The 26,098-nt window shown below is 67.4% G+C and carries 27 protein-coding genes and 1 tRNA gene; 21 read left to right on the top strand and 7 right to left on the bottom strand.

What is annotated here, in order from left to right; all coding sequences use genetic code 11:
* Nucleotides 1-325: 325 nt before the first annotated feature.
* The 5 genes from rpsF to dnaB all read left to right on the top strand — a co-directional run bounded on the left by rpsF (nt 326) and on the right by dnaB (nt 3,857).
* On the top strand, nt 326-667 hold the full coding sequence (gene rpsF / locus AB0J78_RS01035; protein WP_132621878.1) for a 30S ribosomal protein S6: 342 nt from the start codon (nt 326-328) through the stop codon (nt 665-667).
* A gap of 44 nt (nt 668-711) precedes the next feature.
* A complete protein-coding gene (locus tag AB0J78_RS01040) occupies nt 712-1,203 on the top strand; it encodes a single-stranded DNA-binding protein (protein ID WP_132672017.1) in 492 nt (163 codons plus the stop codon).
* A 50-nt stretch (nt 1,204-1,253) separates the two neighbouring features.
* Nucleotides 1,254-1,490, top strand: coding sequence for a 30S ribosomal protein S18 (rpsR, locus tag AB0J78_RS01045; protein WP_093419808.1), 237 nt, complete (start codon nt 1,254-1,256; stop codon nt 1,488-1,490).
* Between the two features lie 20 nt (nt 1,491-1,510).
* Entirely contained in the window at nt 1,511-1,963 is a 453-nt protein-coding gene (gene rplI, locus AB0J78_RS01050; protein ID WP_132672016.1) for a 50S ribosomal protein L9, read from the top strand.
* 493 nt (nt 1,964-2,456) lie between these two features.
* On the top strand, nt 2,457-3,857 hold the full coding sequence (dnaB, locus tag AB0J78_RS01055; protein ID WP_132621872.1) for a replicative DNA helicase: 1,401 nt from the start codon (nt 2,457-2,459) through the stop codon (nt 3,855-3,857).
* Between the two features lie 189 nt (nt 3,858-4,046).
* Here the strand turns inward: dnaB and AB0J78_RS01060 are convergent, their stop codons facing one another.
* Entirely contained in the window at nt 4,047-4,607 is a 561-nt protein-coding gene (locus AB0J78_RS01060; RefSeq protein WP_363785608.1) for a DinB family protein, read from the bottom strand.
* Between the two features lie 462 nt (nt 4,608-5,069).
* On the opposite strand from AB0J78_RS01060, the gene AB0J78_RS01065 reads away from it, so the two are divergent.
* Nucleotides 5,070-5,465 (top strand): SSI family serine proteinase inhibitor, encoded by a 396-nt coding sequence (locus AB0J78_RS01065; protein WP_363785610.1) that lies wholly within the window; start codon nt 5,070-5,072, stop codon nt 5,463-5,465.
* A gap of 44 nt (nt 5,466-5,509) precedes the next feature.
* Here AB0J78_RS01065 and AB0J78_RS01070 read toward each other — a convergent pair whose 3' ends face one another.
* Nucleotides 5,510-6,166, bottom strand: a complete 657-nt coding sequence (locus tag AB0J78_RS01070; RefSeq protein ID WP_363785613.1) for a methyltransferase domain-containing protein — start codon at nt 6,164-6,166, stop codon at nt 5,510-5,512.
* Nucleotides 6,167-6,264: 98 nt separating this feature from the next.
* Here AB0J78_RS01070 and AB0J78_RS01075 point away from each other — a divergent pair, with 98 nt between their 5' ends.
* Complete coding sequence (locus tag AB0J78_RS01075; RefSeq protein WP_363785616.1) at nt 6,265-6,732, top strand: nitroreductase family deazaflavin-dependent oxidoreductase; 468 nt, start codon at nt 6,265-6,267, stop codon at nt 6,730-6,732.
* A gap of 80 nt (nt 6,733-6,812) precedes the next feature.
* Here the strand turns inward: AB0J78_RS01075 and AB0J78_RS01080 are convergent, their stop codons facing one another.
* Both AB0J78_RS01080 and AB0J78_RS01085 read right to left on the bottom strand, forming a co-directional pair.
* The gene (locus AB0J78_RS01080) at nt 6,813-7,286 is read right to left on the bottom strand and encodes an OsmC family protein (RefSeq protein ID WP_363785619.1); all 474 of its coding nucleotides are present in this window, start codon (nt 7,284-7,286) and stop codon (nt 6,813-6,815) included.
* A gap of 93 nt (nt 7,287-7,379) precedes the next feature.
* Nucleotides 7,380-7,450, bottom strand: a tRNA-Gly gene (locus AB0J78_RS01085).
* A 90-nt stretch (nt 7,451-7,540) separates the two neighbouring features.
* Here AB0J78_RS01085 and dcd point away from each other — a divergent pair.
* The gene (gene dcd / locus AB0J78_RS01090) at nt 7,541-8,122 is read left to right on the top strand and encodes a dCTP deaminase (RefSeq protein ID WP_132621854.1); all 582 of its coding nucleotides are present in this window, start codon (nt 7,541-7,543) and stop codon (nt 8,120-8,122) included.
* Between the two features lie 278 nt (nt 8,123-8,400).
* On the top strand, nt 8,401-9,807 hold the full coding sequence (locus AB0J78_RS01095; protein WP_363785621.1) for a sugar porter family MFS transporter: 1,407 nt from the start codon (nt 8,401-8,403) through the stop codon (nt 9,805-9,807).
* Between the two features lie 161 nt (nt 9,808-9,968).
* Here the strand turns inward: AB0J78_RS01095 and AB0J78_RS01100 are convergent, their stop codons facing one another.
* Nucleotides 9,969-10,178 (bottom strand): hypothetical protein, encoded by a 210-nt coding sequence (locus AB0J78_RS01100; RefSeq protein WP_363785623.1) that lies wholly within the window; start codon nt 10,176-10,178, stop codon nt 9,969-9,971.
* A gap of 79 nt (nt 10,179-10,257) precedes the next feature.
* Between AB0J78_RS01100 and AB0J78_RS01105 the strand changes: the two genes are divergently transcribed.
* The gene (locus AB0J78_RS01105) at nt 10,258-11,115 is read left to right on the top strand and encodes a helix-turn-helix transcriptional regulator (RefSeq protein ID WP_363785626.1); all 858 of its coding nucleotides are present in this window, start codon (nt 10,258-10,260) and stop codon (nt 11,113-11,115) included.
* A complete protein-coding gene (locus AB0J78_RS01110) occupies nt 11,075-11,263 on the top strand; it encodes a DUF397 domain-containing protein (RefSeq protein ID WP_363785629.1) in 189 nt (62 codons plus the stop codon). Before AB0J78_RS01105 ends, AB0J78_RS01110 begins: the two co-directional genes overlap by 41 nt.
* 52 nt (nt 11,264-11,315) lie before the next feature.
* Here AB0J78_RS01110 and AB0J78_RS01115 read toward each other — a convergent pair whose 3' ends face one another.
* Nucleotides 11,316-13,544 (bottom strand): (Fe-S)-binding protein, encoded by a 2,229-nt coding sequence (locus AB0J78_RS01115; protein WP_363785632.1) that lies wholly within the window; start codon nt 13,542-13,544, stop codon nt 11,316-11,318.
* Nucleotides 13,545-14,046: 502 nt separating this feature from the next.
* Here AB0J78_RS01115 and AB0J78_RS01120 point away from each other — a divergent pair.
* The 6 genes from AB0J78_RS01120 (at nt 14,047) to AB0J78_RS01145 (ending at nt 19,572) form a co-directional block, all read left to right on the top strand.
* Nucleotides 14,047-14,370 (top strand): multidrug efflux SMR transporter, encoded by a 324-nt coding sequence (locus AB0J78_RS01120; RefSeq protein ID WP_363785635.1) that lies wholly within the window; start codon nt 14,047-14,049, stop codon nt 14,368-14,370.
* 5 nt (nt 14,371-14,375) lie between these two features.
* Nucleotides 14,376-14,960, top strand: coding sequence for a TetR family transcriptional regulator (locus tag AB0J78_RS01125; RefSeq protein WP_363786351.1), 585 nt, complete (start codon nt 14,376-14,378; stop codon nt 14,958-14,960).
* Nucleotides 14,961-15,283: 323 nt separating this feature from the next.
* Nucleotides 15,284-17,158: a molecular chaperone DnaK gene (gene dnaK / locus AB0J78_RS01130; RefSeq protein ID WP_363785638.1), complete on the top strand. Its 1,875-nt coding sequence runs from the start codon at nt 15,284-15,286 to the stop codon at nt 17,156-17,158.
* A 17-nt stretch (nt 17,159-17,175) separates the two neighbouring features.
* On the top strand, nt 17,176-17,880 hold the full coding sequence (grpE, locus tag AB0J78_RS01135) for a nucleotide exchange factor GrpE (RefSeq protein WP_363786353.1): 705 nt from the start codon (nt 17,176-17,178) through the stop codon (nt 17,878-17,880).
* A gap of 25 nt (nt 17,881-17,905) precedes the next feature.
* Nucleotides 17,906-19,099 (top strand): molecular chaperone DnaJ, encoded by a 1,194-nt coding sequence (dnaJ, locus tag AB0J78_RS01140; RefSeq protein ID WP_210968147.1) that lies wholly within the window; start codon nt 17,906-17,908, stop codon nt 19,097-19,099.
* A gap of 44 nt (nt 19,100-19,143) precedes the next feature.
* On the top strand, nt 19,144-19,572 hold the full coding sequence (locus tag AB0J78_RS01145; protein ID WP_165944488.1) for a helix-turn-helix transcriptional regulator: 429 nt from the start codon (nt 19,144-19,146) through the stop codon (nt 19,570-19,572).
* 294 nt (nt 19,573-19,866) lie between these two features.
* Here AB0J78_RS01145 and AB0J78_RS01150 read toward each other — a convergent pair whose 3' ends face one another.
* Entirely contained in the window at nt 19,867-20,970 is a 1,104-nt protein-coding gene (locus AB0J78_RS01150; protein ID WP_363786355.1) for an FAD-binding oxidoreductase, read from the bottom strand.
* A 351-nt stretch (nt 20,971-21,321) separates the two neighbouring features.
* On the opposite strand from AB0J78_RS01150, the gene AB0J78_RS01155 reads away from it, so the two are divergent.
* From AB0J78_RS01155 to AB0J78_RS01170, 4 genes are all read left to right on the top strand, one after another.
* Nucleotides 21,322-22,038: a pyridoxamine 5'-phosphate oxidase family protein gene (locus tag AB0J78_RS01155; protein WP_363786357.1), complete on the top strand. Its 717-nt coding sequence runs from the start codon at nt 21,322-21,324 to the stop codon at nt 22,036-22,038.
* Between the two features lie 328 nt (nt 22,039-22,366).
* Nucleotides 22,367-22,831 (top strand): MarR family transcriptional regulator, encoded by a 465-nt coding sequence (locus AB0J78_RS01160; protein WP_307870184.1) that lies wholly within the window; start codon nt 22,367-22,369, stop codon nt 22,829-22,831.
* A 166-nt stretch (nt 22,832-22,997) separates the two neighbouring features.
* Nucleotides 22,998-23,489 (top strand): MarR family winged helix-turn-helix transcriptional regulator, encoded by a 492-nt coding sequence (locus AB0J78_RS01165; RefSeq protein WP_363785642.1) that lies wholly within the window; start codon nt 22,998-23,000, stop codon nt 23,487-23,489.
* 74 nt (nt 23,490-23,563) lie between these two features.
* Entirely contained in the window at nt 23,564-25,993 is a 2,430-nt protein-coding gene (locus tag AB0J78_RS01170) for an MFS transporter (RefSeq protein WP_363786359.1), read from the top strand.
* Nucleotides 25,994-26,098 lie beyond the last annotated feature (105 nt).

A 26,098-nucleotide genomic window follows, 5' to 3' on the forward strand; every position in this document is an offset into this window, starting at 1 on the left:
CTTCTGGCTCCGGGATCCGCGACTTGAGTATGTCGATACGCGGCGCTGCGGCTGTCCTCCCCAGAAGACGTGTCAGAACCCGCGGCGGTGCCGGTTGATCAGGTGGGGCAGTGAGAAAGCGACTTCGTCGCTTGCCTGACGGTGGTTGGGGTGCCGCCTGGGCGTGGGGCGCCTTCGGCGCTCTCTTCGGTGGTGGGTACCGCTGAGCGGGCCAATCGCAGCAGCGTCAGGGGCCCTTGCTACCGTTGCCTGGTTCGTTGACGCGAACGACCCTCCTGCCACGGAAAGTCCGTGGCCGTGAGTCCACAGGAGGTGAATGGTCTTCATGCGTCACTATGAGCTCATGGTCATCCTGGACCCGAGCCTGGACGAGCGCACCGTCGCTCCGTCCTTGGAGAACTTCCTCAACGTCGTCCGCAACGACGGTGGCACCGTCGAGAAGGTCGATGTCTGGGGCCGTCGTCGGCTGTCCTTCGAGATCAACAAGAACTCCGAGGGCATCTACGTCGTCCTGGACCTCAACGGCGAGCCGGCCACCATCAAGGAGCTGGACCGTCAGCTGAACCTCAACGAGTCGATCCTGCGGACCAAGGTCCAGCGGAAGATCGTTGAGCCCCGCAAGGTCGCGCGCGCCGCCAAGGCCCGTGCCGCCAAGGCGTCTGCCTGATCCAGGCCCGTACCCGCTAACGACCAGACTGGAGTCCCCAGGTCATGGCTGGTGAAACGGTAATCACGGTGGTCGGCAACCTGACCGCCGATCCGGAGCTGCGCTTCACCCCGTCCGGTGCTGCGGTCGCGAACTTCACCGTCGCGTCCACCCCGCGGACCTTCGACCGCCAGAGCGGCGAGTGGAAGGACGGCGAGGCGCTGTTCCTGCGCTGCAACATCTGGCGGCAGGCTGCGGAGAACGTGGCCGAGACGCTGACCCGGGGCATGCGGGTGGTCGTGCAGGGCCGGCTGCGCCAGCGGTCCTTCGAGACCAAGGAAGGCGAGAAGCGCACGGTCGTCGAGCTCGAGGTCGATGAGATCGGTCCGTCGCTGCGCTACGCCACCGCCAAGGTCAACAAGGTCAGCCGTGGTGGCGGCGGCGGTTTCGGTGGTGGCGGCGGAAGCGCCCCGGCCGGTCCGCCGGCCGACGACCCGTGGGGTTCGGCCCCGCCGGCAGGTTCCGGCGGCGGCTTCAGCGACGAGCCGCCGTTCTGACGCTCGCCGCAGCTAACGCTTAGGAAGTTTTTCGTTCAGGAGGAAGACCAATGGCCAAGGCGCCTGTGCGCAAGCCGAAGAAGAAGGTCTGCGTGTTCTGCAAGGACAAGGCCACGCTGATCGACTACAAGGACACGACGCTGCTTCGGAAGTACATTTCCGACCGCGGCAAGATCCGTGCCCGCCGGGTCACCGGCAACTGCAGCCAGCACCAGCGCGACGTCGCCATCGCGGTGAAGAACGCGCGTGAGATGGCCCTGCTGCCCTACACCTCGACCGCTCGCTGATCTGAGAAAGGAGTCACGTCATGAAGATCATCCTCACCGCTGACGTGTCCGGCCTCGGCGAGTCCGGCGACATCGTCGAGGTCAAGGACGGTTACGCGCGGAACTACCTGCTGCCCCGCAACCTGGCCATCGTGGCCACCAAGGGTGCGCAGAAGCAGGTCGAGACGATCCGTCGCGTCCAGGAGAACCGCCGCGTGCGGAACCTGGAGCACGCCCACGAGCTCAAGCAGCAGCTGCAGAACCTGGACGCGGTCACGCTGACCGCCAAGGTCTCCTCGCAGGGCAAGCTGTTCGGCTCGATCACCAGCGGCGACGTCGTCGCCGCGGTCCGCAAGGCCGGTGGCCCGAACCTCGACAAGCGTTCGGTCTCGCTGCGCGGCCACATCAAGTCGCTGGGCAAGCACGTCGTCGACGTGCAGCTGCACCCCGACGTGACGGCCAACGTCAACGTCCAGGTGACCGGCGAGCAGTGACCCGGTAGTACCGGATTCTTCAAACGGCATCGTCCACTCCGGCATTCGTGTGACGGGGTGGACGATGCCGTGTCCCGGCCGTGCACTGGCGGTCACGATGATCTCTCTTGGATCACCCACCGCTGTTGATTGCGACACGCCGATGGTGGCGACACGCCGGGAGTTTTCCACGGATTTCTTCCACAGCCTGTACGCAGGCTCTGAACTGGGGTTTCTAGTCGATCAAGGCTACTTGTCCCCAAGTTGTCCCCAGTGGCGCGGAACGCTGTCCGGAGTTATCCCCAGCTCGTTTCAATCTATCCACAGGTTGTCCCGAGGTTTGTCCACAACTTGAGTTGCCTGCTCTATGCGGGCGATCTAGCTTCGCGCGCGTGCGCTTGTGCCTACGGTCCGTCTCGGTGTCCCGATGACGGCGTGGGTGCGTGCGAGAGGTTTCGGTCGCCGTGGTGTGCACGGACGACAGGCTGCTGGCCGGAGGAGGTGACGGGGTCCGGTGACGGTTCCCGACGATCGGGACGACGACCCGTACTTCGCGGACAACGGTGGGGGTGCACCCGGCGGCGCCAGCACGTTCGAGCGCCAGCCTCCGCAGGACCTCGCGGCCGAGCAGTCCGTGCTCGGCGGAATGATGCTGAGCAAGGACGCGATCGCCGACGTCGTCGAGGCGCTGAGCCCGAACGACTTCTACCGGCCCGCGCACCAGGCCATCTACGACTGCATCCTGGACCTCTACGGCAGGGGTGAACCGGCGGACGCGATCACGGTTTCCGCGGAGCTGGAGCGCCGCCAGGAGCTGGTCAAGGTCGGCGGCGCCCCGTACCTGCACACCCTGATCGCCACGGTCCCCACGGCCGCGAACGCCGGCTACTACGCGGAGATCGTCTCGGAGAAGGCGATCCTGCGCCGCCTCGTGGAGGCGGGCACCCGCATCGTCCAGCTGGGCTACCACGGCTCGGAGGGCGCGGCGATCGAGGAGGTCGTGGACCGCGCCCAGGCGTCGATCTACGACGTCACCGAGCGCAAGGCCAGCGAGGACTACCACGCCCTGGAGGAACTCCTCCAGCCCACGATGGACGAGATCGACGCGATCGCGTCCCGGGGCGGGGAGTCCCAGGGCATCCCCACCGGCTTCGCCGACCTCGACGCCCTCACCAACGGCCTCCACGCAGGCCAGATGATCATCGTCGCGGCGCGACCTGGCGTGGGCAAATCGACTCTGGGACTGGATTTCGCCAGGTCAGCGTCGGTGAAGCACGGTTTGGCGAGCGTCATCTTCTCGCTGGAGATGGGGCGCACCGAGATCGTGATGCGCATGCTCTCGGCCGAGGCGCGCATCCGCCTGGGCGACATGCGCGGTGGCCGCATGACCGACGACGACTGGACCCGGCTGGCCCGGCGGATGAGCGAGATCAGCGAAGCGCCGATCTTCGTCGACGACTCGCCGAACCTCACGATGATGGAGATCCGGGCCAAGGCGCGGCGTCTCAAGCAGCGCCACGACATCCAGCTCATCGTCGTGGACTACATGCAGCTGATGACCTCGGGCAAGCGCGTCGAGTCCCGTCAGCAGGAGGTCTCGGAGTTCTCCCGAAACCTCAAGCTGCTGGCGAAGGAGCTCGAAGTCCCGCTGATCGCGATCTCCCAGCTCAACCGTGGTCCGGAGCAGCGAACGGACAAGAAGCCGCAGCTGTCGGACCTCCGTGAGTCGGGTTCCCTGGAGCAGGACGCGGACATGGTCATCCTGATCCACCGACCCGACGCCTTCGAGCGAGACGACCCCCGCATGGGCGAAGCGGACCTCATGGTCGCCAAGCACCGTGCAGGTCCCACCGCGACGATCACCGTCGCCCACCAGCTCCACTACAGCCGCTTCGTCGACATGGCCCAGGAGTAGCCGCAGCTCCCGAGGTCTCGGTCCTCCTCCACACCGTCCGCGACCCCGTCTCCGCAGCCTGACCTCACCAACCCGGATTACCGCAGTATTCGGGTCCCGGATTACGGCGGTATTCCGGGGTTCTCCGGCACCGAGACCGGGTGCGGGAGACCTCGGTGGTCGGGCGTGATCACCGGGTTTCGCGGCGCTCTAGCTGTGGGCGTAGAGGTCTCGGATGAGGCAGACCTCGGAGAGGTGGTGGATGAGTTCGCGGTTGATGTGCAGGACCAGCTCTGCCATGGGTGCCGTCGGGTAGGGCTCCTTGTCGCCGACGGGTTGGCGGAGCTGGGCTTCGGTGAGGTGGTGCAGTCCGGTGAGCCAGACGTCGAGTTGGGTTTCGAGCTGGCCGAGCGCGGTGGCCGCGTCACCCGCGTACTCCCAGGACTCGTAGGTCGCCTCGGGCGCGCCGAAGTGCGCGGCGCTGCGGGTGGCGAGCACGCCGACGATGACGTGCCCGAGGCGCCAGGCGATCGTGGTGAACGGGGCCGGTTCCGGAGCGGGGAAGCCGTAGTCGATCGTGAAGTTCCCGGCGCCTGCCTGGATCTGCGCGTTCGAGGTGCCGCGCGGCCGGACGCTCCAGGCGTCGGGTACCGGGGACCAGAAGTACTCGTCGTCGGTCAGGCCTTCCAGGCGCGGCCGGATCAGGTTGGTCCAGTGCCACTCCCACTGCTCCCGGAGGACCTGGGGCCAGTCGAAGTCTTTCGCATCCATCCCGTCAGCCTGGCACCGATGCCCGACAGCGGCAGGTCGTCGCGAGGTGTTGACCTCGACTTTTGATGTCGGTCATCCGGTGGCGAAGGCGGGTCTGGACGGGCTGGCGCGCGCGTTGGCGGCTGATCTCGGGCCGTCGTCTCACCGCGAATTTCTGAAGCTCGGCGCTGGAGTTGCGGGTGTTCTCCCGGCGGATTTCAATGGTCGGCGGAACTGCGATTCTCAGTTGAAATCGGCGAGAATCGAGTGTCCTCAGTAGACGCGTAACCACCCGCGCGTAAGAATCTTTGTGTTGTCGCTGAATTGGGTGACACAGGGCTACGTCGGGTAATGCAGTAGCGTGTGGCTCACTCGGTTCGGCGGTTCGCCAGCCGAATTCAGGCTCGCGGGAAGCATTGGCGCGCAGTTAGTTTCCCGCGCAACAGCTGTACCGAAATCCTGCAACAGGAAAGTTGAGGAACGGTGTTTGCGAAACTGACTCGCCGAGCGCTTCTCGCCTCGGCCCTCATCGCCGGAACCGCGGTCGTCCCCGGAATCGCCCACGCGGCGCCGGCCGACAGCACCATGCGCCTGACCGTTCAGGGCCGGGACGTCACCGCGAACAAGCTCGGTGAACTCAAGTGCCACCCGGCGGGTGGCACGCACAAGCACGCGGCCAAGGCGTGCGAGGAGCTGGAGAAGGTCAACGGCGACTTCACCGCGATGCAGGCGACCGTGTCGAAGGCCTGCACGATGCAGTACCAGCCCGTCACCGCGAAGATCGAAGGCAAGTGGCGCGGCAAGGCGGTCAGCTACACGCAGACCTTCTCCAACAGCTGCACGATGCAGGTCAAGACCGGCGTCGTCTTCGAGCTCTGAGGTCGCTGCTCGGCGGGCTCGGGTGAGAGCCCGCCGAGCACGGCTCAGCGCGTGAAGAGCGCCCGCCAGGACATCACGTCCGCGTTCGCCGGCAGCGGCGCCTTCTCGATCCGCTCGACCCGCAGGCCGCCGGTGGCGAAGGCTTCGATCTCACTGCGGGTCAGCGGCCACGGCGGACCGTCCACATCGGTGCCTTCGGCTCGCACCCCCGAGATCACCAGCAGCTCGCCGCCGGGCGCGACCATCGCCGCGACCCGTTCGGTGGCTTCCGCGCGCAGTGACAGCGGCATCGACTGCACGGTGATCGACTCCAGCACGAAGTCGAACCCGCCGATCCACTCCGCGGGCGGATCCAGCAGGTCAGCGGTCACGTACTCGACCCCGGAGCCGGCGTGTCGCGCGCGGGCGTCGCGGATCGCGGTCTCGGAGATGTCGAACGCCGTGGTCCGGAACCCCAGCGAGGCAACGAATTCGGCGTCGCGCCCGTACCCGCAGCCGACCACCAGCGCCGAGAGGCCGGAACCGTCCACGCCGCGCCCCCACTCGGGCAGCAACCCGTGCGGTCCCTCCAGGTCCCACGGCACCATGGCCTCACCGCCGGAAGCGGCGGCGTAGAGCGGCTCGAACCAGCCCGTCGGTCGTCCTTCCGACAACGCTTCCCCGGCGAACCGGCTCGCATCGACGTCCCTCGGATCCACCATTCCCCCAAGCACCCGGAAGTTCGCAGAACCCGGACATCTTCCCAGCCACGTCCACCGAATTTCCCGTCGCGTGGAGGGGTCTGTGCTCTGCTGGACGGATGAAGGATGACCGGTCCTCGCGGGTCGCGGACTTGGCCGCGAGGCTGCTGCGCACCAGGTGGCTGGTTCGGGCGCCGATCGGGATCTTCCGCGCGGGTATGGGGTGGGTGTTCGGACAGCGCCTGCTCATGCTCGAACACCTCGGGCGGAAGTCCCAGCAGCCCCGGTACGTGGTCCTGGAGGTCGTCGACCGGACGGAAACCGGCTACGTCCTGGCCGCCGGTTTCGGCGAGCGAACCCAGTGGCTTCGCAACCTCGACGCGCATCCCGGCGCCCACGTCTCCATCGGTGCTCGGGTGCGGATTCCGGTGGAGGCCAGGAGGCTGACGCCGGCCGAGGCGACCGAGACCCTCCAGCGCTACGCCGCCAGGAACCCCCGAGCCTGGGCCAAGCTCCGCCCGATCTTCGAGCGGACGCTGGGAGCCCCCATCTCGGAATCCGGCGCGATGTTGCCATGGTCGCCCTGACCGAGACACGTCCGGACTCCTGCGGCGGCTGACCACGCCCGGCAGCTGCACCTGCTGTTCCGCGTCGGAACCGGGTGATGTCAGAGGACGTGGGCCTGGGGTTGGTGGTGGATGGGGAAGTTGACCGAGCGGGCGATGAAGCAGACCTCGTGGATCTTGCCGTGCAGCGAGTTGGCCTCGTCGATCATCGATTCCTCGGTGACGGTCACCTGGGGCCGCAGCGTCACCTCGGTGAGCTGGCCGCCGCCTCCGCGCTCGTCCATGGTCATGACGCCGTGGGCGTCGTCGGTGTAGTCGACGACGACCACTCCCGCGTCCGCGCACAGGTGCAGGAACCAGAGCATGTGGCACTGGGCGACCGTGGCGACCAGCAGTTCTTCCGGGTTCCAGCGGGCCGGATCGCCCCGGAAAGCGGGGTCGGATGACGCCGCGATGGGATCTTTCCCCTGCGCCAGGATCTCGTGCGCGCGGCTGAAAGACCGGTAGTCGTTCGTGCCGCTGCCGAGATTCCCGGTCCATTCGACCGAGACGTCGTAACCATGCGCATTCGCCATGCGAGGAGTGTAGGCAGCGGATTGGTGAAAGCGGCGGGAAAAAGAAGGACCCAGGGAAGCGCGGGGCTTCTGACCTGGGCCTTCGTTCCTCGGAGCGGATGACGGGAATCGAACCCGCGTTCTCAGCTTGGGAAGCTGATGTTCTACCATTGAACTACATCCGCATTCGTCGCAACGGTGCTCCCCGTTCGACGCTGCGTAGATTAGCACGATGGGCGGGGAAGATCGACATCGGCTCCCGATACCCTGGTCTTGTGCTGCTGAGTGATCGGGACCTGCGTAAAGAGCTGGACGAAGGACGTCTCGAACTGGATCCGTTCGACGCGTCGATGATCCAGCCGTCGAGCATCGACGTGAGGCTGGACCGGTACTTCCGGGTCTTCGACAACACCCGCTACACCCACATCGATCCGTCGAAGCAGCAGGACGAGCTGACTTCGCTGGTCGAGACCCACGAGGACGAGCCGTTCGTGCTGCACCCGGGCGAGTTCGTGCTGGGGTCGACGTTCGAGTCGGTGAAGCTTCCCGACGATCTGGCCAGCCGGCTGGAGGGCAAGTCCTCGCTGGGGCGGTTGGGTCTGCTGACGCATTCCACGGCCGGGTTCATCGATCCCGGCTTCAGCGGCCACATCACGCTGGAGCTGTCCAACGTGGCGAACCTGCCTATCACCCTGTGGCCCGGCATGAAGATCGGTCAGCTCTGCCTGCTGCGGCTGTCCAGCCCCGCCGACTTCCCGTACGGGTCGAAGGAAGCGGGTTCGCGGTACCAGGGTCAGCGCGGCCCGACGTCCTCTCGCGCCTACCTCAACTTCAACGTCACCGACACCCGCCGCTGAGCCGCGGTCCGGTGGGGTGGTTCAACCACCGCCATCGCCGCGGGATCGCGGTGTGAACCAGTGCGGTGCGGAGCTGGCCGGTAACGCTTCGCGTTCCCAGTGAATGTGACGTTTTGCCAGGTAAGCGCTGTTGCCTGGAGATTTGATGTTGGGTGAAACAAATCACCCTGAATCGAGCAAGGCAAGTGCGGGGTTCAGAACTTAGGATCCCCTCCGCCCGGCGCTCTGGAACGATCCCGCAACGGGGCGGATCGGCGTGTGGGTAAGCGGGAGAATCGATGTCCGCATTGCAGTCGCGTGCCTCGGGCGGAACCGCCAAGCTCGGGCACGTGGTGATGATCGCCGGGGCTGCGGCTCTCGGCGGCTTCTTGTTCGGCTACGACACCTCGGTGATCAACGGCGGTGTCGACGCGATCCAGGAGCACTTCGGCGTCGGCTCGGCCCTGACCGGCCTGACCGTGTCGTCGGCGCTGCTGGGCTCGGCCGTCGGTGCCGGAATCGCCGGTGGCCTGGCAGACCGGATCGGCCGGATCCGCGTCATGCAGCTGGCCGCCGTGCTGTTCATCATCAGCGCCATCGGCTCGGCCGTTCCCTTCGCGATCTGGGACCTGGCGATCTGGCGCGTGGTCGGTGGTGTCGCCATCGGCATCGCCTCGGTGATCGCCCCGGCTTACATCGCCGAGGTCGCGCCCGCCGAGTACCGAGGTCGGCTCGCCTCGTTGCAGCAGTTGGCGATCGTGCTCGGCATCGCCTTGTCGCAGCTGGTCAACTACGCCCTGGCGGCGTTCGCGGGCGGAAGCGCGTCCGGGATGCTGGGGCCGATCCAGGCCTGGCAGTGGATGCTGGGCGTGGCCGCGATCCCGGCCGTGGTCTACCTCGTGGTGGCTTCCGCGATCCCGGAGTCGCCGCGCTACCTGGTCGCCGCAGGCAAGATCGACCGGGCGCGAGAGGTGCTGAACAAGATCGAGTCGGGTGACGCCGACGCCAAGATCACCGAGATCCAGAACGCTCTGGGCGGCGAGCGGAAGCCGAAGCTGAGCGACCTGCGAGGCAAGTTCGGCGTGCTGCCCATCGTGTGGGTCGGCATGGCGATCGCCGCGTTGCAGCAGTTCGTCGGCATCAACGTGATCTTCTACTACTCGTCGTCGCTGTGGCACTCGGTCGGCATCAACGAGGAGAGCTCGCTGCTGCTGAGCCTGTTCACCTCGATCGTGAACATCATCGGCACCCTCGTGGCCATCGCGCTGGTCGACAAGATCGGCCGCAAGCCGCTGCTGGTGATCGGTTCGGTCGGCATGACGGTCTCGCTGGCCGTGACCGGTTGGGCGTTCAGCTTCGCGCAGGTCGTCGGCGAGGACGCCATGCTGCCCGCGCAGTGGGGTGTCGTCGCGCTGATCTCGGCGAGCGCGTTCGTGCTGTTCTTCGCCGCCTCCTGGGGCGTGGTGATGTGGGTGCTGCTGGGCGAGATGTTCCCGGCGCGCATCCGCGCCGCCGCGCTGGCCGTCGGCACGGCGACCAACTGGGTGGCGAACTGGCTGGTGACGGTGAGCTTCCCGAGCATGCGGGACTGGAACCTGCCGGTCACGTACTTCATCTACGCGGCCTTCGCGGCGCTGTCGGTGGTCTTCGTGGTCAAGTACCTGAAGGAGACCAACGGCCGCTCCCTGGAGGAGATGGGCAGCTGACCCGGCTCCTCGCAGCCGCAGTCGAGGGCGTCCCCACCCCGGGGGACGCCCTCGACTGCTTTCGGGGCCCGGACAGGCCTCGGGGCTGCGGTGGGGAGGTGGGATTCGAATTTCGCGCGAAATTCGAACGGCTTCACTCGGGTGTGGTCGCGGCGGGTTGGTCAGGGGCGGTAGAGGGTGAGGTTGAAGAGGTCGCCGAAGCGGGCGTTGGCGTTCTCGGCCGTGTCGAAGACGGCGAACTGGCTCCTGCCCCGTTCCAGCCAGAACAGGACCGCTCTGGACTCCAGCTCCATGCCCCAGATCTGGACCTTGTCGGGGTCGGGGGTTCCGTCGGTGTTCTTCTCGGCGAGGCCGAAGATCTTCGGTGTCATCGCGTTGATGGTCCGCACGGGATTCCCCCGTTGGGATCACCGCAATCGGGAATCCCGGTCCCGGGTTCCCGCTGCGATCATGGAATTCGTGCGCAGCAGCCCCACGTTCCGGCGGCGTCGGCTCGCGCGGCGGATACGAAGGTTGCGGGAGGGCGCCGGGCTCACCCAGGAGCAGGCCGCCGCGTCGCTGGACATGTCGACAAGTGCCCTTAGCCGCAAGGAGACCGGCGAGGTCGCCACCTCCGTGCACGAGGTGCGCTCGATGATGGACCTCTACGACGCGTACGAACCGGGGCTGGTCGATCTGGCCAGGTCAGCGAAGGCGAAGCCCTGGTGGCACGCCTACGGCATTGGTAATCGTGGCTACTACGAACTGGAAGAAGAAGCCGTTTCGGTCCGTGAATGGCAACTCGGAGTCATCCCGGGCATGTTCCAGACGGAGGAATACGCGAGAGAGCTGTTCGTCGGCTCGGTAGCACCTGACCGGATTCCGACGGTCACGGCTGCGCGGATGCGGCGAAAAGACCGCCTCGGTGACATGACGTACGAAGTGATCATCGAGGAGTCCGTGCTGCGGAGGCCGATCGGGGGAGTCGATGTCCTGCGACGGCAGCTTCGGCAGCTGGTTGAACTCGCCGAGTTGGACACCGTCACGATTCGGGTGCTGCCGAACGAATCCGGGACCTCCTTCGGTCTGGAAGGTTCCTTCGTGTTGCTCAGCTACCCGGACCCGGACGACCTCGACGTTCTCTACGTCGAACATGCTTCAGGCTCGACGCACATCGAAAACCCTGCGAGCGTCCAGCGGGCTACGCTGACCTTCGAGCGATTGCGTGCCGTGGCGTTGAGCTGCGCGGACTCGCTCGCGCGGATCCGAGAGCTAGCGGAGGCCGAGCATGGATCTCACGAAAGCCCAGTGGCGCAAGAGCAGTCGTAGCGTCGGCGGCGAAGGTTCGGCATGCGTCGAGGTTGCGTTCGTCGAAGAGGAAGTCGCGGTCAGGGATTCCAAGAGCCCGGAAACCGGAACCCTGGCTTTCCCCGCCGAGTCCTGGCGGCGGTTCTTAACGTCCCTCTCCGACCGCTGAACGTGAGAAGGGCGCCTCCCGCACGGGAGGCGCCCTTCTCACGTCAGAACCGTCAGCTGGTGGCGGGTTCCGCCTCGGCTGCGCCGTCCTTCTTGTCGTCGCCGCGCTTGACCGCGTTGAGCAGCAGCTGGGCGACGTCGACGACCTCGACGGACTCGCCTGCGACCTTCTCGCTCTTCCGAGCGGTCAGGCCGTCGGAGAGCATCACCTTGCAGAACGGGCAACCGGTGGCGATCTTCGAGGGGGCGGTGCCCAGGGCCTCGTCGACGCGCTCCTGGTTGATCCGCTTGCCGGTGCGCTCCTCCATCCACATGCGGGCACCGCCGGCGCCGCAGCACATGGAGCGGTCCGCGTGGCGCGGCATCTCGCGGAAGGTCGCACCCGCGGCACCGACCAGGTCGCGCGGCGGCGTGTAGACCTTGTTGTGCCGTCCCAGGTAGCAGGGGTCGTGGTAGGTCACGTCCTCGGCGACCGGGGCGACCGGGGTCAGGCGCTTCTCGCGGACCAGCTTGTTGAGCAGCTGGGTGTGGTGCACGACCTCGTAGTCACCGCCGAGCTCGGAGTACTCGTTGGCGAGGCTGTTGAAGCAGTGCGCGCAGGTCGCGACGATCTTGCGCTTGCCCGGCTCGCGGCCCTCGAACACCGAGTTGAGGACCTCGACGTTCTGCTGGGCCATCATCTGGAAGATGAACTCGTTGCCCGCGCGGCGGGCCGGGTCACCGGTGCAGGTCTCCTCCGGGCCCAGCACCTTGTACTTCACGCCCGCCATGTGCAGCAGCTCGGCGACGGCCTGGGTGGTCTTCTTCGCGCGGTCCTCGAAAGCACCGGCGCAGCCGACCCAGAACAGGTACTCGTCGTCGGCGGCGAGCTCACCGTCGAAGACCGGCACCTCGAAGTCCAGGTCCTCGGTCCAGGCGAGGCGGTCCTTGGCGTTCTGGCCCCACGGGTTGCCCTTGTTCTCCAGGTTCTTGAACATCCCGCCCAGCTCGGTCGGGAAGTTCGACTCGATCATGACCTGGTAGCGGCGCATGTCGACGATGTGGTCGACGTGCTCGATGTCGACCGGGCACTGCTCGACGCAGGCACCGCAGGAGGTGCAGGCCCACAGCACCTCGGGGTCGATGACGCCCATCTCCTCCGGACCGCCCACGAGCGGGCGCTCGGCCTCGGCCAGCGCCAGCGCGTTGATCTTGCCCAGCTTCTCCTCGGCGCCCTCACCGGTGATGCCGACCTCGTCACCGGCCATGTCCTTGCTGCCACCGGCGAGCAGGTACGGGGCCTTGGCGTAGGCGTGGTCGCGCAGCTGGGTGATCATCAGCTTCGGCGACAGCGGCTTGCCGGTGTTCCAGGCCGGGCACTGCGACTGGCAGCGACCGCACTCGGTGCAGGTGGTGAAGTCCAGCCAGCCCTTCCAGGAGAAGTCCTCGACCTTGCCGGCGCCGAACACGTCGGTGTCGGGGTCGGCTTCCTCGAAGTCCAGCGGCTTGCCGCCCGACATCATCGGCTTGAGCGCGCCCAGGGCGACGTCGCCGTCGTCCTCGCGCTTGAAGTAGATGTTGAAGAACGCGCTGAAGCGGTGCCAGGCCACACCCATGGTCATGGTGCGCGCGACGACGATCAGCCAGACGGTGGCGCTCATCAGCTTGATGAAGGCGAACACCGAGACCAGGTTCTCGCTGGCGGGCAGCAGCATGCCGACCGGGCCGGAGACGAACTCGGCCCACAGCGGGACCTCGTGGACGCCCAGGGCCGCCTTGGCCGCGCGGACACCGAGGATGCCGATGCCCTCGATCAGCACCACGGCCTCGATGAAGTAGGCCCAGGCGAAGTTGGAGCCCTGGAAGCGGGAGACCCGTCCGGCCTTGCGGGGGTGGTTGGCCTGGCGGATCGCCATCAGCACGAGGATGCCGACGACCGTGCCGACGCCCAGGGCCTCCATCAGCAGGTGGTAGATCGCCAGGTGGTCGAGGATCGGCCAGCCCCAGGTGGGGACGAAGACCTCGCCGTAGGCCTCGAACAGGGCAAGGGAGCCGAGCAGGAAGCCCCACATGACCAGCCAGTGCCACACTCCGACGTTGCGGAACTTGTTCATCCGGGTGTGCGCGGCGAACTCCTTGACCAGTGTGGCCAGACGCGCCAGAGCCGGACCGTTCCGGGTGTCGTCGGGTTGCCCGAGGCGGATGATCCGCACGAATCGGGCGATGGTCATGGCGAACATGCTCCACGCGACGACGCCGAGCGCGACCGAGATCGCGCCAAGCGTGATCTGTACAGCACCCATGCTCGCGGCCTCCTGTTTCGGGGGTTGTCCGTTTGGGGAGCGTACGCCCTGTTACCCGCTGGTAACCACGGGGGCTGGGGCGTGAATTCGGGAACAGACGGTGATTCTGCGAGACCCCAGGTCGAAAAACTACTTGGGCGATCGTTCAGTTTTCTGCTACTTTTGGTGCTGTGGCGGCCAGATCGCGGTCGTCCGGGGTCCCGGGTGTTTCTGGAGTTGTCGCTGTTGAACGCACGGTGCAGGAGTGGGCACGTGCCGCGGTTCCACTGCTGCGGCTGTGCCGATCAAGGCGGACTGATGAATGGTTGTGCGATTTTCGCCACGTAATTGATCGAGTGAACGTCATCATCGATCAATCCGCACCTGGGGGTGGGGGCGCGGTGGAACCGAACGGCGGAGGCGCGACGACCTCGGCCGAGCGCTGACCCCTTGGTTCCCGCGACCCGGGGACGCGCAGGTCCTAAAAGTTGGGCGATCGCCCATGTTGATTCGAGGAGGTCTCGTGGCGTACCTGCTGCTCGTGGTGGCGATCTGCAGCGAAGTGGTGGGCACGGTGTCGCTGAAGCTGTCGGAAGGCTTCAGCAAGCCCGTCCCGTCCGCGGCGGTCGTGATTGGATATGCGGTCGCGTTCACCGCCATGAGCGCGGTGCTCAAGCTCGGACTGCCCGTCGGGGTCGTCTACGCGATCTGGGCGGGAGCCGGAGTCGCGCTGGTCGCCGTCATCGGAGCGGTGTTCCTCGGGGAGTCGATCACCGCGGTGCAGGTCGGGGGTATCGCGCTCATCATCGGCGGGGTGGTGGCACTGGAACTGGGAGGCGCGCATTGACAGAGGTGACCGACGGGCGGCGGCTCAAGGGAGAACGCCGCCGCCGCGCGATCGTCGACGCGGCGCTGCGGGTCGTGGCCCGCGAGGGCGTCGGCGCGGTCAGCCACCGCAACGTCGCGCGCGAAGCCGGTGTCCCGCCGGCGTCGATCGCGTACTACTTCAACGGCATCGACGACCTGCTGGTCGCCAGCCTGCTCGACGGGTGCGAAGGGCTCGTCGAGCAGATCAACGCCGTCCGCGAGCAGGTCACCGACAACACCCAGTGGCCGCGCGCCATCGCCGAACTGCTCGTGCGCATGATCGTCGAGCAGCGCGAGCGCACCCTCGGCGAGTACGAGCTCTACCTCCTCGCCGCCCGCCGACCCGCCCTGCGCCCGGCCGCGCGCCGCTGGATCGAACTCATACGGGGCAACATCAACAACGGCGAGGGCGGCAGCGACCCGGTCATCAGCGCCTTCATCGCGGGCATCGACGGCCTGCTCATCCAGGCCCTCATCGCCGACGAGCCCCCCACCGCCGACGACCTCGAACCGGTCCTCCGCTTCCTCATGCACCCCCACGACCACCTCGGAGTCCCGTCCCCGGAGTGACCGCACCCCTGCGGCCGGTGCCGGAGCACCGGATTTCAATGGAAGTCAGGGGTCGGATTTCCATTGAAATCGGGGTCCTGGTTTCCATTGAAGTCGCGTCACCCCCGGCGGGACGGGCGGCCCTCCGGCGTGTCGGGTGGGTCACCTGGCGGGTTTCGGGGAACTGATCTGGCTGGTCAGGCGTTGGAGTGGCAGAAAGCTTGAGCGCCCCTTGCTCAACCCGTTTGACGGTGCGCATGGGTAGTGGGTAAAACTTGAGCGAGCAAGGCTCAAGAGCCGGAGACGGCCTTGGGCGGACTGGACTAGTACTGGAGGAACCACCCATGGCGCGAGCGGTCGGCATCGACCTGGGGACGACCAACTCCGTCGTTTCCGTCCTGGAGGGCGGTGAACCGACGGTGATCGCCAACTCCGAGGGCTCGCGGACCACGCCGTCCATCGTGGCCTTCGCGAAGAACGGCGAGATCCTCACCGGTCAGCCTGCGAAGAACCAGGCGGTCACCAACGTTGACCGCACCATCCGGTCGGTCAAGCGCCACATGGGCACCGACTGGAAGGTCGGCATCGATGACAAGGACTACACGCCGCAGGAGATCTCCGCGCGAGTCCTGATGAAGCTCAAGCGCGACGCCGAGTCGTACCTGGGCGAGGACGTGACCGACGCGGTCATCACCGTCCCCGCCTACTTCGAGGACGCCCAGCGCCAGGCCACCAAGGAAGCCGGTCAGATCGCCGGCCTCAACGTGCTGCGCATCGTCAACGAGCCGACCGCCGCCGCCCTGGCCTACGGCCTGGACAAGGGCGAGGCCGAGCAGACGATCCTGGTCTTCGACCTCGGTGGCGGCACCTTCGACGTCTCGCTGCTGGAGATCGGCGAGGGCGTCGTCGAGGTCCGCGCCACCTCCGGTGACAACCACCTCGGTGGTGACGACTGGGACGAGCGGATCGTCGACTGGCTGGTCGAGAAGTTCAAGTCGTCCAACGGCATCGACCTGACCAAGGACCGCATGGCCATGCAGCGGATCAAGGAAGCCGCTGAGAAGGCCAAGATCGAGCTGTCCTCCTCGTCGACCGCGGGCATCAACCTGCCCTACATCACCGTCGACGGTGACAAGAACCCGCTGTTCCTGGACGAGACGCTGTCCCGCGCCGAGTTCCAGCGGATCACCTCCGACCTGCTCGAGCGCTGCCGCAAGCCGTTCGAGTCCGTCATCCGCGACGCGGGCATCAAGCTCTCCGAGATCGACCACGTCGTGCTCGTCGGTGGTTCCACCCGCATGCCGGCCGTGTCCGACCTGGTCAAGGACCTGACCGGCGGTCGCGAGCCGAACAAGGGCGTCAACCCGGACGAGGTCGTCGCCGTCGGTGCCTCGCTGCAGGCCGGTGTGCTGCGCGGTGAGGTCAAGGACGTCCTGCTGCTCGACGTCACCCCGCTGTCCCTGGGCATCGAGACCAAGGGCGGCATCATGACCAAGCTGATCGAGCGCAACACCACGATCCCGACCAAGCGCTCGGAGACCTTCACGACCGCTGACGACAACCAGCCGTCGGTGCAGATCCAGGTCTTCCAGGGCGAGCGCGAGATCGCCGCGCACAACAAGAAGCTCGGCATGTTCGAGCTGACCGGCCTGCCGCCGGCGCCGCGCGGCGTCCCGCAGATCGAGGTCACCTTCGACATCGACGCCAACGGCATCGTGCACGTCTCCGCCAAGGACCTCGGCACCGGCAAGGAGCAGTCGATGACGATCACCGGCGGCTCCGCGCTGCCGAAGGACGACATCGAGCGGATGGTCTCCGACGCCGAGGCCCACGCCGAGGAGGACAAGAAGCGTCGCGAGGAGGCCGAGGCCCGCAACCAGGCCGAGACGCTGGTCTACCAGACCGAGAAGGTCCTCAAGGAGAACGACGAGAAGCTGCCCGAAGAGACCAAGACCAAGGTCAAGGGCGCGATCGACGAGGTCAACGAGGCCCTGAAGGGCGAGGACGTCGACGCCATCTCCAGCGCCGTGGAGAAGCTGGCCACCGAGTCGCAGGCTCTCGGCCAGGCCCTCTACGCCGACGCCGGTGCCGCCGCCGCGGGCGACGCGGGTGCCGGTGACACCGCTGGTGAGGCCGGCGCGGGCTCCAGCTCCTCGGCCAAGGACGACGACGTGGTGGACGCCGAGATCGTCGACGACGAGGACGAGAAGAAGAAGTGACTTCGGACAGGCCCGAAATGTCGCGCAACGAAGGCGAGCAGCAGGAGCCGGTGGTCGTCCGGGATCGGCGTCGAATCGACCCCGAGACCGGCGAGCGCCGGACCCCTGCTCCGAACGGAGACGAGGCTCAGGTGGCCGAAAGCATGTCCGGCACCCTCGACGAGGAGTTCGGCCAGGCCGACGAGTCGGCCGACCTGCCCGTCGACGGTGCCTCGCCCGAGCAGGGTGGCGAGTCCACCGGCCTGCAGAAGCAGGTCGACGAGCTCACCGCCGACCTCAAGCGGGTCACCGCGGAGTACGCGAACTACCGCAAGCGGGTGGAACGCGACCGCGAATCGGTGATCGCCGCCGCGAAGGCGTCGGTGGCCGGCGACCTGCTGACCGTCCTCGACGACCTGGAGCGGGCCGAGGCGCACGGCGACCTCAACGGCGCGTTCAAGGCGGTGGCCGACAAGCTCATCGGCGCGCTGAACTCCTCCGGTCTGGAGGCGTTCGGGGCCGAGGGCGACGAGTTCGACCCGTCGGTGCACGAGGCCGTCCAGCACACCACCTCGTCGGAGGTCTCCGGCCCCACGGTCACCACCGTGATGCGCCGCGGCTACCGGTTCGGCGAGCGGGTGCTGCGCCCGGCGATGGTCGCGGTCACCGACTACGAGGCCGACGGGGACACCGCGTCCGAGGCCGGTGCCGACCAGTCCGGCGAGTCCACCGAACAAGAGTGACCATGAGCGGAAGGAGGAGCGTCCGGTGAGTGCCAGGGAATGGCTCGACAAGGATTTCTACGCTGAGCTGGGCGTCTCCTCCGATGCTTCGTCCGAGGACATCAAGAAGGCGTACCGGAAGCTGGCTCGGGAGAACCACCCCGACGCCAACCCCGGCAACGCCCAGGCCGAGTCCAAGTTCAAGGCGGTGTCCGAGGCCTACGGGGTGCTGTCCGACCCCGACAAGCGCAAGCAGTACGACGAGGCCCGGCGGCTCTTCGGAGCCGGCGGGCTCGGCGGTGCGGGCGGTGGCTTCGGCGCTCCGGGCGGCTTCGGCGGTCCCGGCGGTGCCGGTGGCGGCTTCGACCTCGGTGATCTCTTCGGCGGTCAGCAGGGGGCCGGTGGCCTGGGCGACCTGTTCGGCGGGTTGTTCGGCAACCGGCGACCCGGTGGCGGCGCGGGCCCGACCACGGCCAGCCGGCCGCGGCGCGGGGCCGACGTCGAAACCGAGGTGCGCATCGACTTCTACGAGGCGGTGCGCGGTGCCACGGTGCCGTTGAGGCTGTCGAGCCCGGCGACCTGCCAGACCTGCCGGGGCTCGGGCGCCAAGCCCGGAACCCGGCCGCGCGGCTGCTCCACCTGCGGCGGAGCCGGTCTGGTCACCCGCAACCAGGGCGCGTTCGCGTTCAGCGAGCCGTGCCCGGACTGCCGGGGACGCGGCCAGATCATCGACAGCCCGTGCGAGGACTGCGCCGGTGAGGGCATCAGCACCCGCACCCGGACGCTGACCGTGCGCATCCCGCCAGGGGTGGACGACGGGCAGCGGATCCGGCTGGCGGGACAGGGCGAGCCCGGACGTCAAGGCGCCACCTCGGGTGATCTGTTCGTCGTGGTGCACGTCAACGGCAACAAGGTGTTCGGACGATCCGGTGATGACCTGACGATCTCGGTCCCGGTCACCTTCCCGGAACTCGCGCTGGGCACTACGTTGGCGGTGCCGACCCTGGACGGGAAGGTCACGTTGAAGGTTCCCGCCGGAACCAGCAGCGGACGGACTTTCCGGGTGCGTGGCAAGGGCGTGGGCAAGAAGGCCGGTGGCAACGGGGACCTCCTGGTGACGCTGCAGGTCGCGGTGCCGTCGAAGCTCGACGGCAAGGCGGCCGAAGCGCTCGCCGAGTACGCCGAGGCCACCGCCGATCACGACCCGCGCAGCGAGCTGAACGAGTTGCTCGGGAGGTAAGCATGGCCGGCCGCATGACGGGTCCCGGTGGGATCGGACCGGAGATGGGATTCGCGTTCCCGCCCGGTTCCAACGAGGACACCCCGATGTTCGTGATCTCGGTGGCGGCGCAGCTGTCCGGGCTGCACGCGCAGACCCTGCGCAGCTACGACCGGCTCGGACTCGTCTCGCCCGGTCGCACTGCGGCAGGCGGCCGACGCTACTCGCTGCGCGACATCGCGCTGCTGCGCGAAGTCCAGCGGCTCTCCCAGGAGGAGGGCGTCAACCTGGCCGGGATCAAGCGCATCATCGATCTGGAGAACCAGGTCGACGCGCTGCAGGCCAAGGTCACCGAGCTCACCGAGGAGGTCGCGGCGGCCTACGCGGCGGCGGAATCGGCAGCGGCCCAGATCCACGCCTCCTACCGCAGGGACCTTGTCCCCGTGCGCCAGGAGACAGCGCTAGTCGTCTGGAAACCCAACCGCAAGCGGTAAGGAGGAAGGTATTGATCTCCTTGCTTGGCGGTGCGGGTGGCGGAACCTGAGGCGGTCCTCCTGCTCCGGGCGCGCCGACTCATGTATGCCAATACACCACGTCGACACGTCCTCACAGGAGAACCACCTCAGAACCCGCGGCGGTGCGAGCTGCTCAGGTGGTGAAGGAGAAAGCGGCTTCGCCGCTTGTGAAGGCAACAAAACGGCACCCCCCGGTCATGGGGAGGTGCCGTTTCGCGTCAGCCAAGCGGCGAACCCGGTTCGCACCGCTGAGCAGGATGAGTGGAACTTCAGTCAGTCCAACGTGAAGGGGTCGTAGCGGATGTTGTCGAGGGTGGTGCCCGCGACCAGCATCTTCGAGACGGTGGCGCGGATCATCGCCGGGGAACCGGAGACCAGCACGTCCCAGCCCTCCCAGGCCCCGTAGCGGGAGACGACGTCGGCGATCGTGCCGTGCTCGACCCCGTCGACGTTGGGGTCGTTCTCCAGCACGGCCGTGATCGTCAGCCACGGGTTGTGCATCGCGATGCGGCGGAGGTTCTCCAGGTCGTAGAGGTCGTCGCGGGTGCGTCCGCCGTAGAAGAGCTGCACGCGCGGGTTCTCGCCGTACTGGGCGAGGTCGTCGATGATCGCGCGCAGTGGCGTGACGCCGGTACCGCCGGCGATCATCAGGACGTCCGGCGAGTTCTCCCGGTCGACGGTCAGCCGACCCATCGGCGAGCCGATCCGCCACTGGTCACCGGGCTGCGCGTGGCCGACCAGCGCACGGCTGACCCAACCGCCATCGACGGAGCGGACGTGGAACTCCATCACGCCGTCCTCGCTGGGCGCGTTCGCCGGCGACAGGTACCGCCACATCCGGGGCCGCTGGGGGACCTCGACGCTGACGTACTGGCCGGGCGCGTAAGGCACCGGGTGATCGGTCTGCACGCGGACCACGGCGAGATCCCAGCTCAGCCGCTCGTGGTGCAGGACCTGGCCGGTGTACCAGGCGGGACCGTCGTCGGCGGCCGCCGCTTCGGTCATCGCCGAGGCCATGACCGTGTAGGCCTCCGCCCAGGCGCGTTCGACCTGGTCGGTCCAGCTGTCACCGGCGAAGCGCTTGATGGCTGCCAGCAGTGCGGTGCCGACCGCCTCGTAGTGCTGGGTGACGACACCGAACTTGCGGTGATCGCGACCCAGCTGCTGCAAGAACGGGAGCAGCTCATCGGGCTTGTCGACCATCTGGATGACGTGCACGAGCGCCCGAAGCAGGCGGCTGCGCTGCACCTCCATGTTGGCGGCGAACAGCTCGCGCGTGTGCGGCGCGATGCTGAACAAGGTGCCGTAGAAGAACTTCGCCACCTCGTCTGAGTGCGGTTCGACCACCGCGTAGCTCTCGCGGATGAGTCGAACCATCTTGCTCACACCGGAGTTGGACGGTTCGTTGTTCGGGGGCGGACCGGGGCTCAGTACGGCGTTCGTCATCGTTTCGGGCGCAGTCTTCTCCACGTTGGCGGCAGGCACCTGGGGTGGGCGCAACCGCTACCTGCAAACGTTCCCCGACATCAGGGGCGACCCTAACCCCTGATCGGGCGTACGTCTGCCTTGATGGCACTTTCGAGTGCTTTGTAACTACTTCACGTAGATAATCCATCAATCGGTCGGGGGAAAGCTAGTGGCGAGGCTGTTACCGGACAGGGCGACATGACACGGTGGTCCGCCGTGACCCCCGATCACGTCAACCCGGTCGGCGTGGCTCCCGATGCCATGCTGGACCTAGAGCTGTCCGACAGCACAGCGCCCCCCGTCCCGACCCCCGCCCGATTATCCGAGTCGCAGCTCACCGACCCGTTCTGGCAGGAAACCCCGACTCTGCCCGGATCGGCCGGTGAGCACCTGCTCCAGAGCGCCTACGGCACCGAGAAGCGGGCCCGCCGCTTCTACGACGACCAGGTGCTGGACAGGCTCAACGAGGAGATGAAGGCGTTCATCGGGCGCATGGAGCTGGCCTTCGTGGCCACCTCCGACGCCAGAGGCGAGTGCGACTCCAGCCTGCGGGCAGGACCGCCCGGCTTCATCGAGGTCCTCGACGACCAGCACGTCTGCTACCCGGAGTACCGGGGCAACGGGGTGATGGCCAGCCTCGGCAACATCAGCGAGAACCCGCACGTCGGCATCCTCCTGGTGGACTTCGTCACCGACCTGATCGGCCTGCACGTCAACGGCAAGGCCCGCATCGTCGAGGACTCCGACCTGCGCGGCATCTACCCAGCGCTGCCCTCGGAGTTCGATCGAGGCCGCACGCCCGAGCGCTGGGTGGTGGTGCAGGTCGAGGAGGCCTACATCCACTGCCGCAAGCACATCCCCCGGATGATGCCTGTCCTGCGGGAACGCACCTGGGGCACGGACGATGTGAAGCGCAAGGGCGGCGACTACTTCAGCGCCAAGGGCATGCCCCGCCCCTGGCACGAGGTCACCGCCTGAGGTCCTTGGTCCGCCCTGCTGGGCGGTGCGGGTGGGAACCTGAGCGGCTCCGTGGACTCCGCGCGCCGCTCCTTGAGTATTCCGCTTACCCAGGGGGTGGACATCGGCGTGCGGCGTGCTCGCCACCAAGCCGCTCAGAACCCCCGGCGGTGCGAGCTGCTCAGGTGGGGCGAGGAGAAGGCGCCTTCGGCGCTTGCCTGACGGGTCGGGTATCGGCGAGCCGGTCGTCTGGTTGGAAATCGGGTTGACTGGTTCTCGGGCTGGTGCTCTGCGTTGCGGGCGTGCTCCCTAGAGTGGGGCGAAACGGTCGCAAGGTGCGGGGAGAGACGTGAGCGAGCAGGACGACGAGATCGCGGAGGACCCCGCGCGCCGCGAAGCGGCCGAGGAGATCGAACGCGAGCTGGTGATGATGTTCCGCAACGCGCGGAACCTCTCCACGCACGTCGCCGCGCTGGTGCATCCCGACCTGGACCCGGCGTCCTACACGATGTTGCTGATGGTGGCCAACGAAGGACCGCTGCGCGGCATGGACCTGGCCGGCCGCACCGGCCTGGACAAGTCCACCGTCTCGCGGCAGATCGCCACCCTCGTCGACCTGGAGCTGCTGGAGCGCGCGCCCGACCCGGACGACGGCCGCGCCCGCCGCATCCAGCTCTCCGACCTGGGGCAGGAGCGCCTGGAGCGGGTGCGCGCCGAGCGCCGCAAGCACCTCCACGGCCAGTTCGCCAGCTGGAGCACGCAGGACCTGGCGGACCTCGCCCGACTGCTCGGCAAGCTGAACCAGACCAGCTGATCTGACGGCTCCGGCCACCCCGGCACGCCTGCTCCCGCGTGCTGAATCGTGCCCCATCAGGCAAAACGGCCAAAACCGGCCGTGGTGCGAGTCACCCTGATTTCAGTTGCGTGCTGCAACCAAGTGGTCCTATTGTTGCCTAGAGCAACTAAAAGGATGGGCTCGCATGGGACCTACACCAGAGACCTGCGGTGAGCTGCTCCGGCCACTTCGCGCCTTGATGGGCCTCAAGCAGGTCGCGCTGCAACGGGGGTTGCAGCTCTCCGACCAGGTGCCCTACGCCGCGGCGGGGCTGCTCACCGAGCTCGTGCACCGCGGCGAATGCCGGGTCTCCGACCTCGCTCACCACCGCGTCGTCGACGCGTCCGTGGTGAGCCGGCAGGTGAACCAGCTCGAACAAGCCGGACTGATCACACGCCGACCGGACCCCGCCGACCGCCGGGTCTCGCTGCTGCGGACCACCGAGCTCGGCGACCGGGTCGTCGCCGAGCTCGAGCAGAAGAAGGCGGAGTGGATCGGCGAGGCGCTGGTCGACTGGGAGGACGCGAAGGTCCGCGAACTGGCCCGGTTGCTCGGCGACGCGATGTCGGACATCCGCCGCCACACGATCGAAAGCGGAGATCACTCAGACTCCGGGATGAGGGAAGGAACTCGATGACCAGCTCGACGGAGACGGCGCCCGCGGTGTCGACTCAACCGAGCGCGCCGCACGAGTCGGCCCAGGACCAGGCGATGTCGCACCGCCAGATCCTGGAGGCCATGTCCGGCCTGATGTTGGCGCTGTTGGTCGCCATCCTCAGCTCGACCATCGTGTCCAATGCGCTGCCGAGGATCATCGCCGACCTGCACGGCACCCAGGGCCAGTACACCTGGGTCGTCACGGCGATGCTGCTGACCTCCACGGCCTCCACCCCGCTGTGGGGCAAGCTCTCCGACCTGTTCAGCAAGAAGCTGCTGTACCAGATCGCGATCACCATCTTCACCATCGGCTCCGTGGCCGGTGGGTTCGCGCAGTCGATGGAGACCCTGATCGGTTTCCGCGCGCTGCAGGGCATCGGCATGGGCGGCCTGCAGGCGCTGATCCAGGTCGTGATCGCCGCGATGGTCCCGCCGCGCGACCGCGGTCGCTACAGCGGCTACATCGGCGCCACGTTCGCCGTGGCCACCGTCAGCGGCCCGCTGGTCGGCGGCGTCATCGTCGACACCCCGTGGCTGGGATGGCGCTGGTGCTTCTGGGTCACCGTGCCGATCGCCGTCATCGCCTTCATCGTGCTCGGCCGGGTGCTCAAGCTGCCGGTGATCAAGCGCGAGGTCAAGATCGACTGGTTCGGCGCGCTGTTCCTGGTCGGCGGTGTGTCGCTGCTGCTGATCTGGGTCTCGCTGGCCGGCAAGAACTTCGACTGGCTCTCACCGGAGACCGGCTACTTCGTCGGTGGCGGCATCCTCGCCCTGATCATCGCCGTCATCATCGAGTCGAAGCACAGCGAGCCGATCGTGCCGCTGAAGATGTTCCGCAACCCCACGGTCACGATGGCCACCATCGGCACCGTCGCGGTCGGCACCGCGATGTTCGGCGGCGCGGTGTTCCTGGGGCAGTACTTCCAGATCGCGCGCAGCTTCAGCCCGACCACCGCGGGCCTGATGACGCTGCCGATGGTCGGCGGTCTGTTCATCTCCTCCACGGTCAGCGGTCAGGTCATCTCCCGGTACACCGGCAAGACCAAACCGTTCCTCGTGGTCGGCTCGATCGTGATGATCATTGCGATGGGGCTACTGAGCACCGTCGATCATGAAACGAACCTGGTGCTGGTGGGGGTCTACCTCTTCCTGATGGGCACCGGAGTGGGCATGCTCATGCAGAACCTGGTGCTGGCGGTGCAGAACGCCACCAGCGCCAAGGACATGGGCTCGACGACCTCCGTCGTCACCTTCTTCCGCACCTTGGGAGGTTCGGCTGGTGTGTCGGTGCTAGGCGCGGTGCTGGCCACCCGCGTTCAGGACTACATCGTGGAGGGCCTGGCGAAGATCCCCGGTGCGGCCCAGGCCGCGGCCGCCGGCGGAGGAACCGGATCGCTGGACATCGGACACCTCCCCGGGCCGATCCAGACCATCGTCCGCGCGGCGTACGGGGATGCCATCGGCGACATCTTCCTCATCTCGGCGTGCATCTCCGTGGTCACCTTCCTCGCGGTGCTGTTCATCCGCGAGAAGCCGTTGCGGACCACGATCGAAAGCAACGAGGAAATGGAGACGGCTTCAGTGGCCGCACACGAAGAGGGCCGGAACAACGGCGCGCAGACGAACTCCGCCCAGGCCAGCCCGTGGACCGAGCCGTCGATCCCGTCGTTCGCCTCCAACGGCGCGGCGCTGACCGGCCGGTTCATGGAGGACCAGGAGCACGCCCAGCAGCGGGTCGTGCACGGAGTCGTCCACGACTCGATCGGAACCCCGGTTTCCGGCGTGGTGCTGACCCTCACCGACGCCAACGGGCGCCAGGTGGAGCGGGCTCGCACCGACAACGACGGCGAGTTCGACTTCGCCGTCGACAACGGTGGCACCTACGTGCTGATCGCCTCCGGCGGCAGCTACCAGCCCACCGCCTCGATGGTGGTCGTGGCCGACCGCCCGGTGCGGCACGACGTGCAGCTGCTCGGCGCCGGTGAGCTCAGCGGTCTGGTGCACGTCGGCGGTGTCGGCGTGCCGGGCGCGATGGTGGTGCTCACCGACGTGCGCGGCGAGGTCGTGGCCACCAACGCCACCGACGCCGACGGCGACTACGGCTTCTCCGACCTGGTCGGTGGCTCGTACGCGCTGACCGTCACCGCGGACGGATACCGTCCGGTGGCCCACCCGATCGTGGTCACCGATGGGGAGCGGGTGCGCCTCGACGTCGCCCTGCAGACCGGGGCGCAGCTGAGCGGCGTCATCCGGTCGGCCAACCTGGGCGTGCCGGTGCCGGACGCGCGGGTGACGCTGCTCGACGCTTCGGGCGCGGTGGTGGCCGCGGACACCACCGACATCGACGGCAACTACCACTTCACCGACCTGCCCGACGGCGAGTACACGGTGATCGCCAGCGGTTATCCGCCGGTGGCCGGCTCGCTGCGGCTGACGGGCCAGGAGACGTCGCACGACGTCGACCTGGGCTACCCCGAAGGCTGACCGGTCGCACCAGCACCACCCGGAGGTCACGGTCGTGCTGCGGCGGGCGGGATCGGCTGGACGTCGGCCCGCCCGCTGAGCAAGATCATGACCGAGCTCTGCTTC

Source organism: Saccharopolyspora sp. NPDC049426 (assembly GCF_040676935.1).
GTDB lineage: Bacteria > Actinomycetota > Actinomycetes > Mycobacteriales > Pseudonocardiaceae > Saccharopolyspora.

What these genes read in the sequence shown, in the direction of transcription:
- rpsF (WP_132621878.1), top strand. Translation starts at nt 326, where the DNA reads ATGCGTCACTATGAGCTCATGGTCATCCTGGACCCGAGCCTGGACGAG.
- AB0J78_RS01040 (WP_132672017.1), top strand. Translation starts at nt 712, where the DNA reads ATGGCTGGTGAAACGGTAATCACGGTGGTCGGCAACCTGACCGCCGAT.
- rpsR (WP_093419808.1), top strand. Translation starts at nt 1,254, where the DNA reads ATGGCCAAGGCGCCTGTGCGCAAGCCGAAGAAGAAGGTCTGCGTGTTC.
- rplI (WP_132672016.1), top strand. Translation starts at nt 1,511, where the DNA reads ATGAAGATCATCCTCACCGCTGACGTGTCCGGCCTCGGCGAGTCCGGC.
- AB0J78_RS01060 (WP_363785608.1), bottom strand. Translation starts at nt 4,607, where the DNA reads ATGGATGCGAAAGACTTCGACTGGCCCCAGGTCCTCCGGGAGCAGTGG.
- AB0J78_RS01070 (WP_363785613.1), bottom strand. Translation starts at nt 6,166, where the DNA reads ATGGTGGATCCGAGGGACGTCGATGCGAGCCGGTTCGCCGGGGAAGCG.
- AB0J78_RS01075 (WP_363785616.1), top strand. Translation starts at nt 6,265, where the DNA reads ATGAAGGATGACCGGTCCTCGCGGGTCGCGGACTTGGCCGCGAGGCTG.
- AB0J78_RS01080 (WP_363785619.1), bottom strand. Translation starts at nt 7,286, where the DNA reads ATGGCGAATGCGCATGGTTACGACGTCTCGGTCGAATGGACCGGGAAT.
- AB0J78_RS01095 (WP_363785621.1), top strand. Translation starts at nt 8,401, where the DNA reads ATGTCCGCATTGCAGTCGCGTGCCTCGGGCGGAACCGCCAAGCTCGGG.
- AB0J78_RS01100 (WP_363785623.1), bottom strand. Translation starts at nt 10,178, where the DNA reads ATGACACCGAAGATCTTCGGCCTCGCCGAGAAGAACACCGACGGAACC.
- AB0J78_RS01105 (WP_363785626.1), top strand. Translation starts at nt 10,258, where the DNA reads ATGGAATTCGTGCGCAGCAGCCCCACGTTCCGGCGGCGTCGGCTCGCG.
- AB0J78_RS01110 (WP_363785629.1), top strand. Translation starts at nt 11,075, where the DNA reads ATGGATCTCACGAAAGCCCAGTGGCGCAAGAGCAGTCGTAGCGTCGGC.
- AB0J78_RS01115 (WP_363785632.1), bottom strand. Translation starts at nt 13,544, where the DNA reads ATGGGTGCTGTACAGATCACGCTTGGCGCGATCTCGGTCGCGCTCGGC.
- dnaK (WP_363785638.1), top strand. Translation starts at nt 15,284, where the DNA reads ATGGCGCGAGCGGTCGGCATCGACCTGGGGACGACCAACTCCGTCGTT.
- grpE (WP_363786353.1), top strand. Translation starts at nt 17,176, where the DNA reads ATGTCGCGCAACGAAGGCGAGCAGCAGGAGCCGGTGGTCGTCCGGGAT.
- AB0J78_RS01145 (WP_165944488.1), top strand. Translation starts at nt 19,144, where the DNA reads ATGGGATTCGCGTTCCCGCCCGGTTCCAACGAGGACACCCCGATGTTC.
- AB0J78_RS01150 (WP_363786355.1), bottom strand. Translation starts at nt 20,970, where the DNA reads ATGGTTCGACTCATCCGCGAGAGCTACGCGGTGGTCGAACCGCACTCA.
- AB0J78_RS01155 (WP_363786357.1), top strand. Translation starts at nt 21,322, where the DNA reads ATGCTGGACCTAGAGCTGTCCGACAGCACAGCGCCCCCCGTCCCGACC.
- AB0J78_RS01165 (WP_363785642.1), top strand. Translation starts at nt 22,998, where the DNA reads ATGGGACCTACACCAGAGACCTGCGGTGAGCTGCTCCGGCCACTTCGC.
- AB0J78_RS01170 (WP_363786359.1), top strand. Translation starts at nt 23,564, where the DNA reads ATGTCGCACCGCCAGATCCTGGAGGCCATGTCCGGCCTGATGTTGGCG.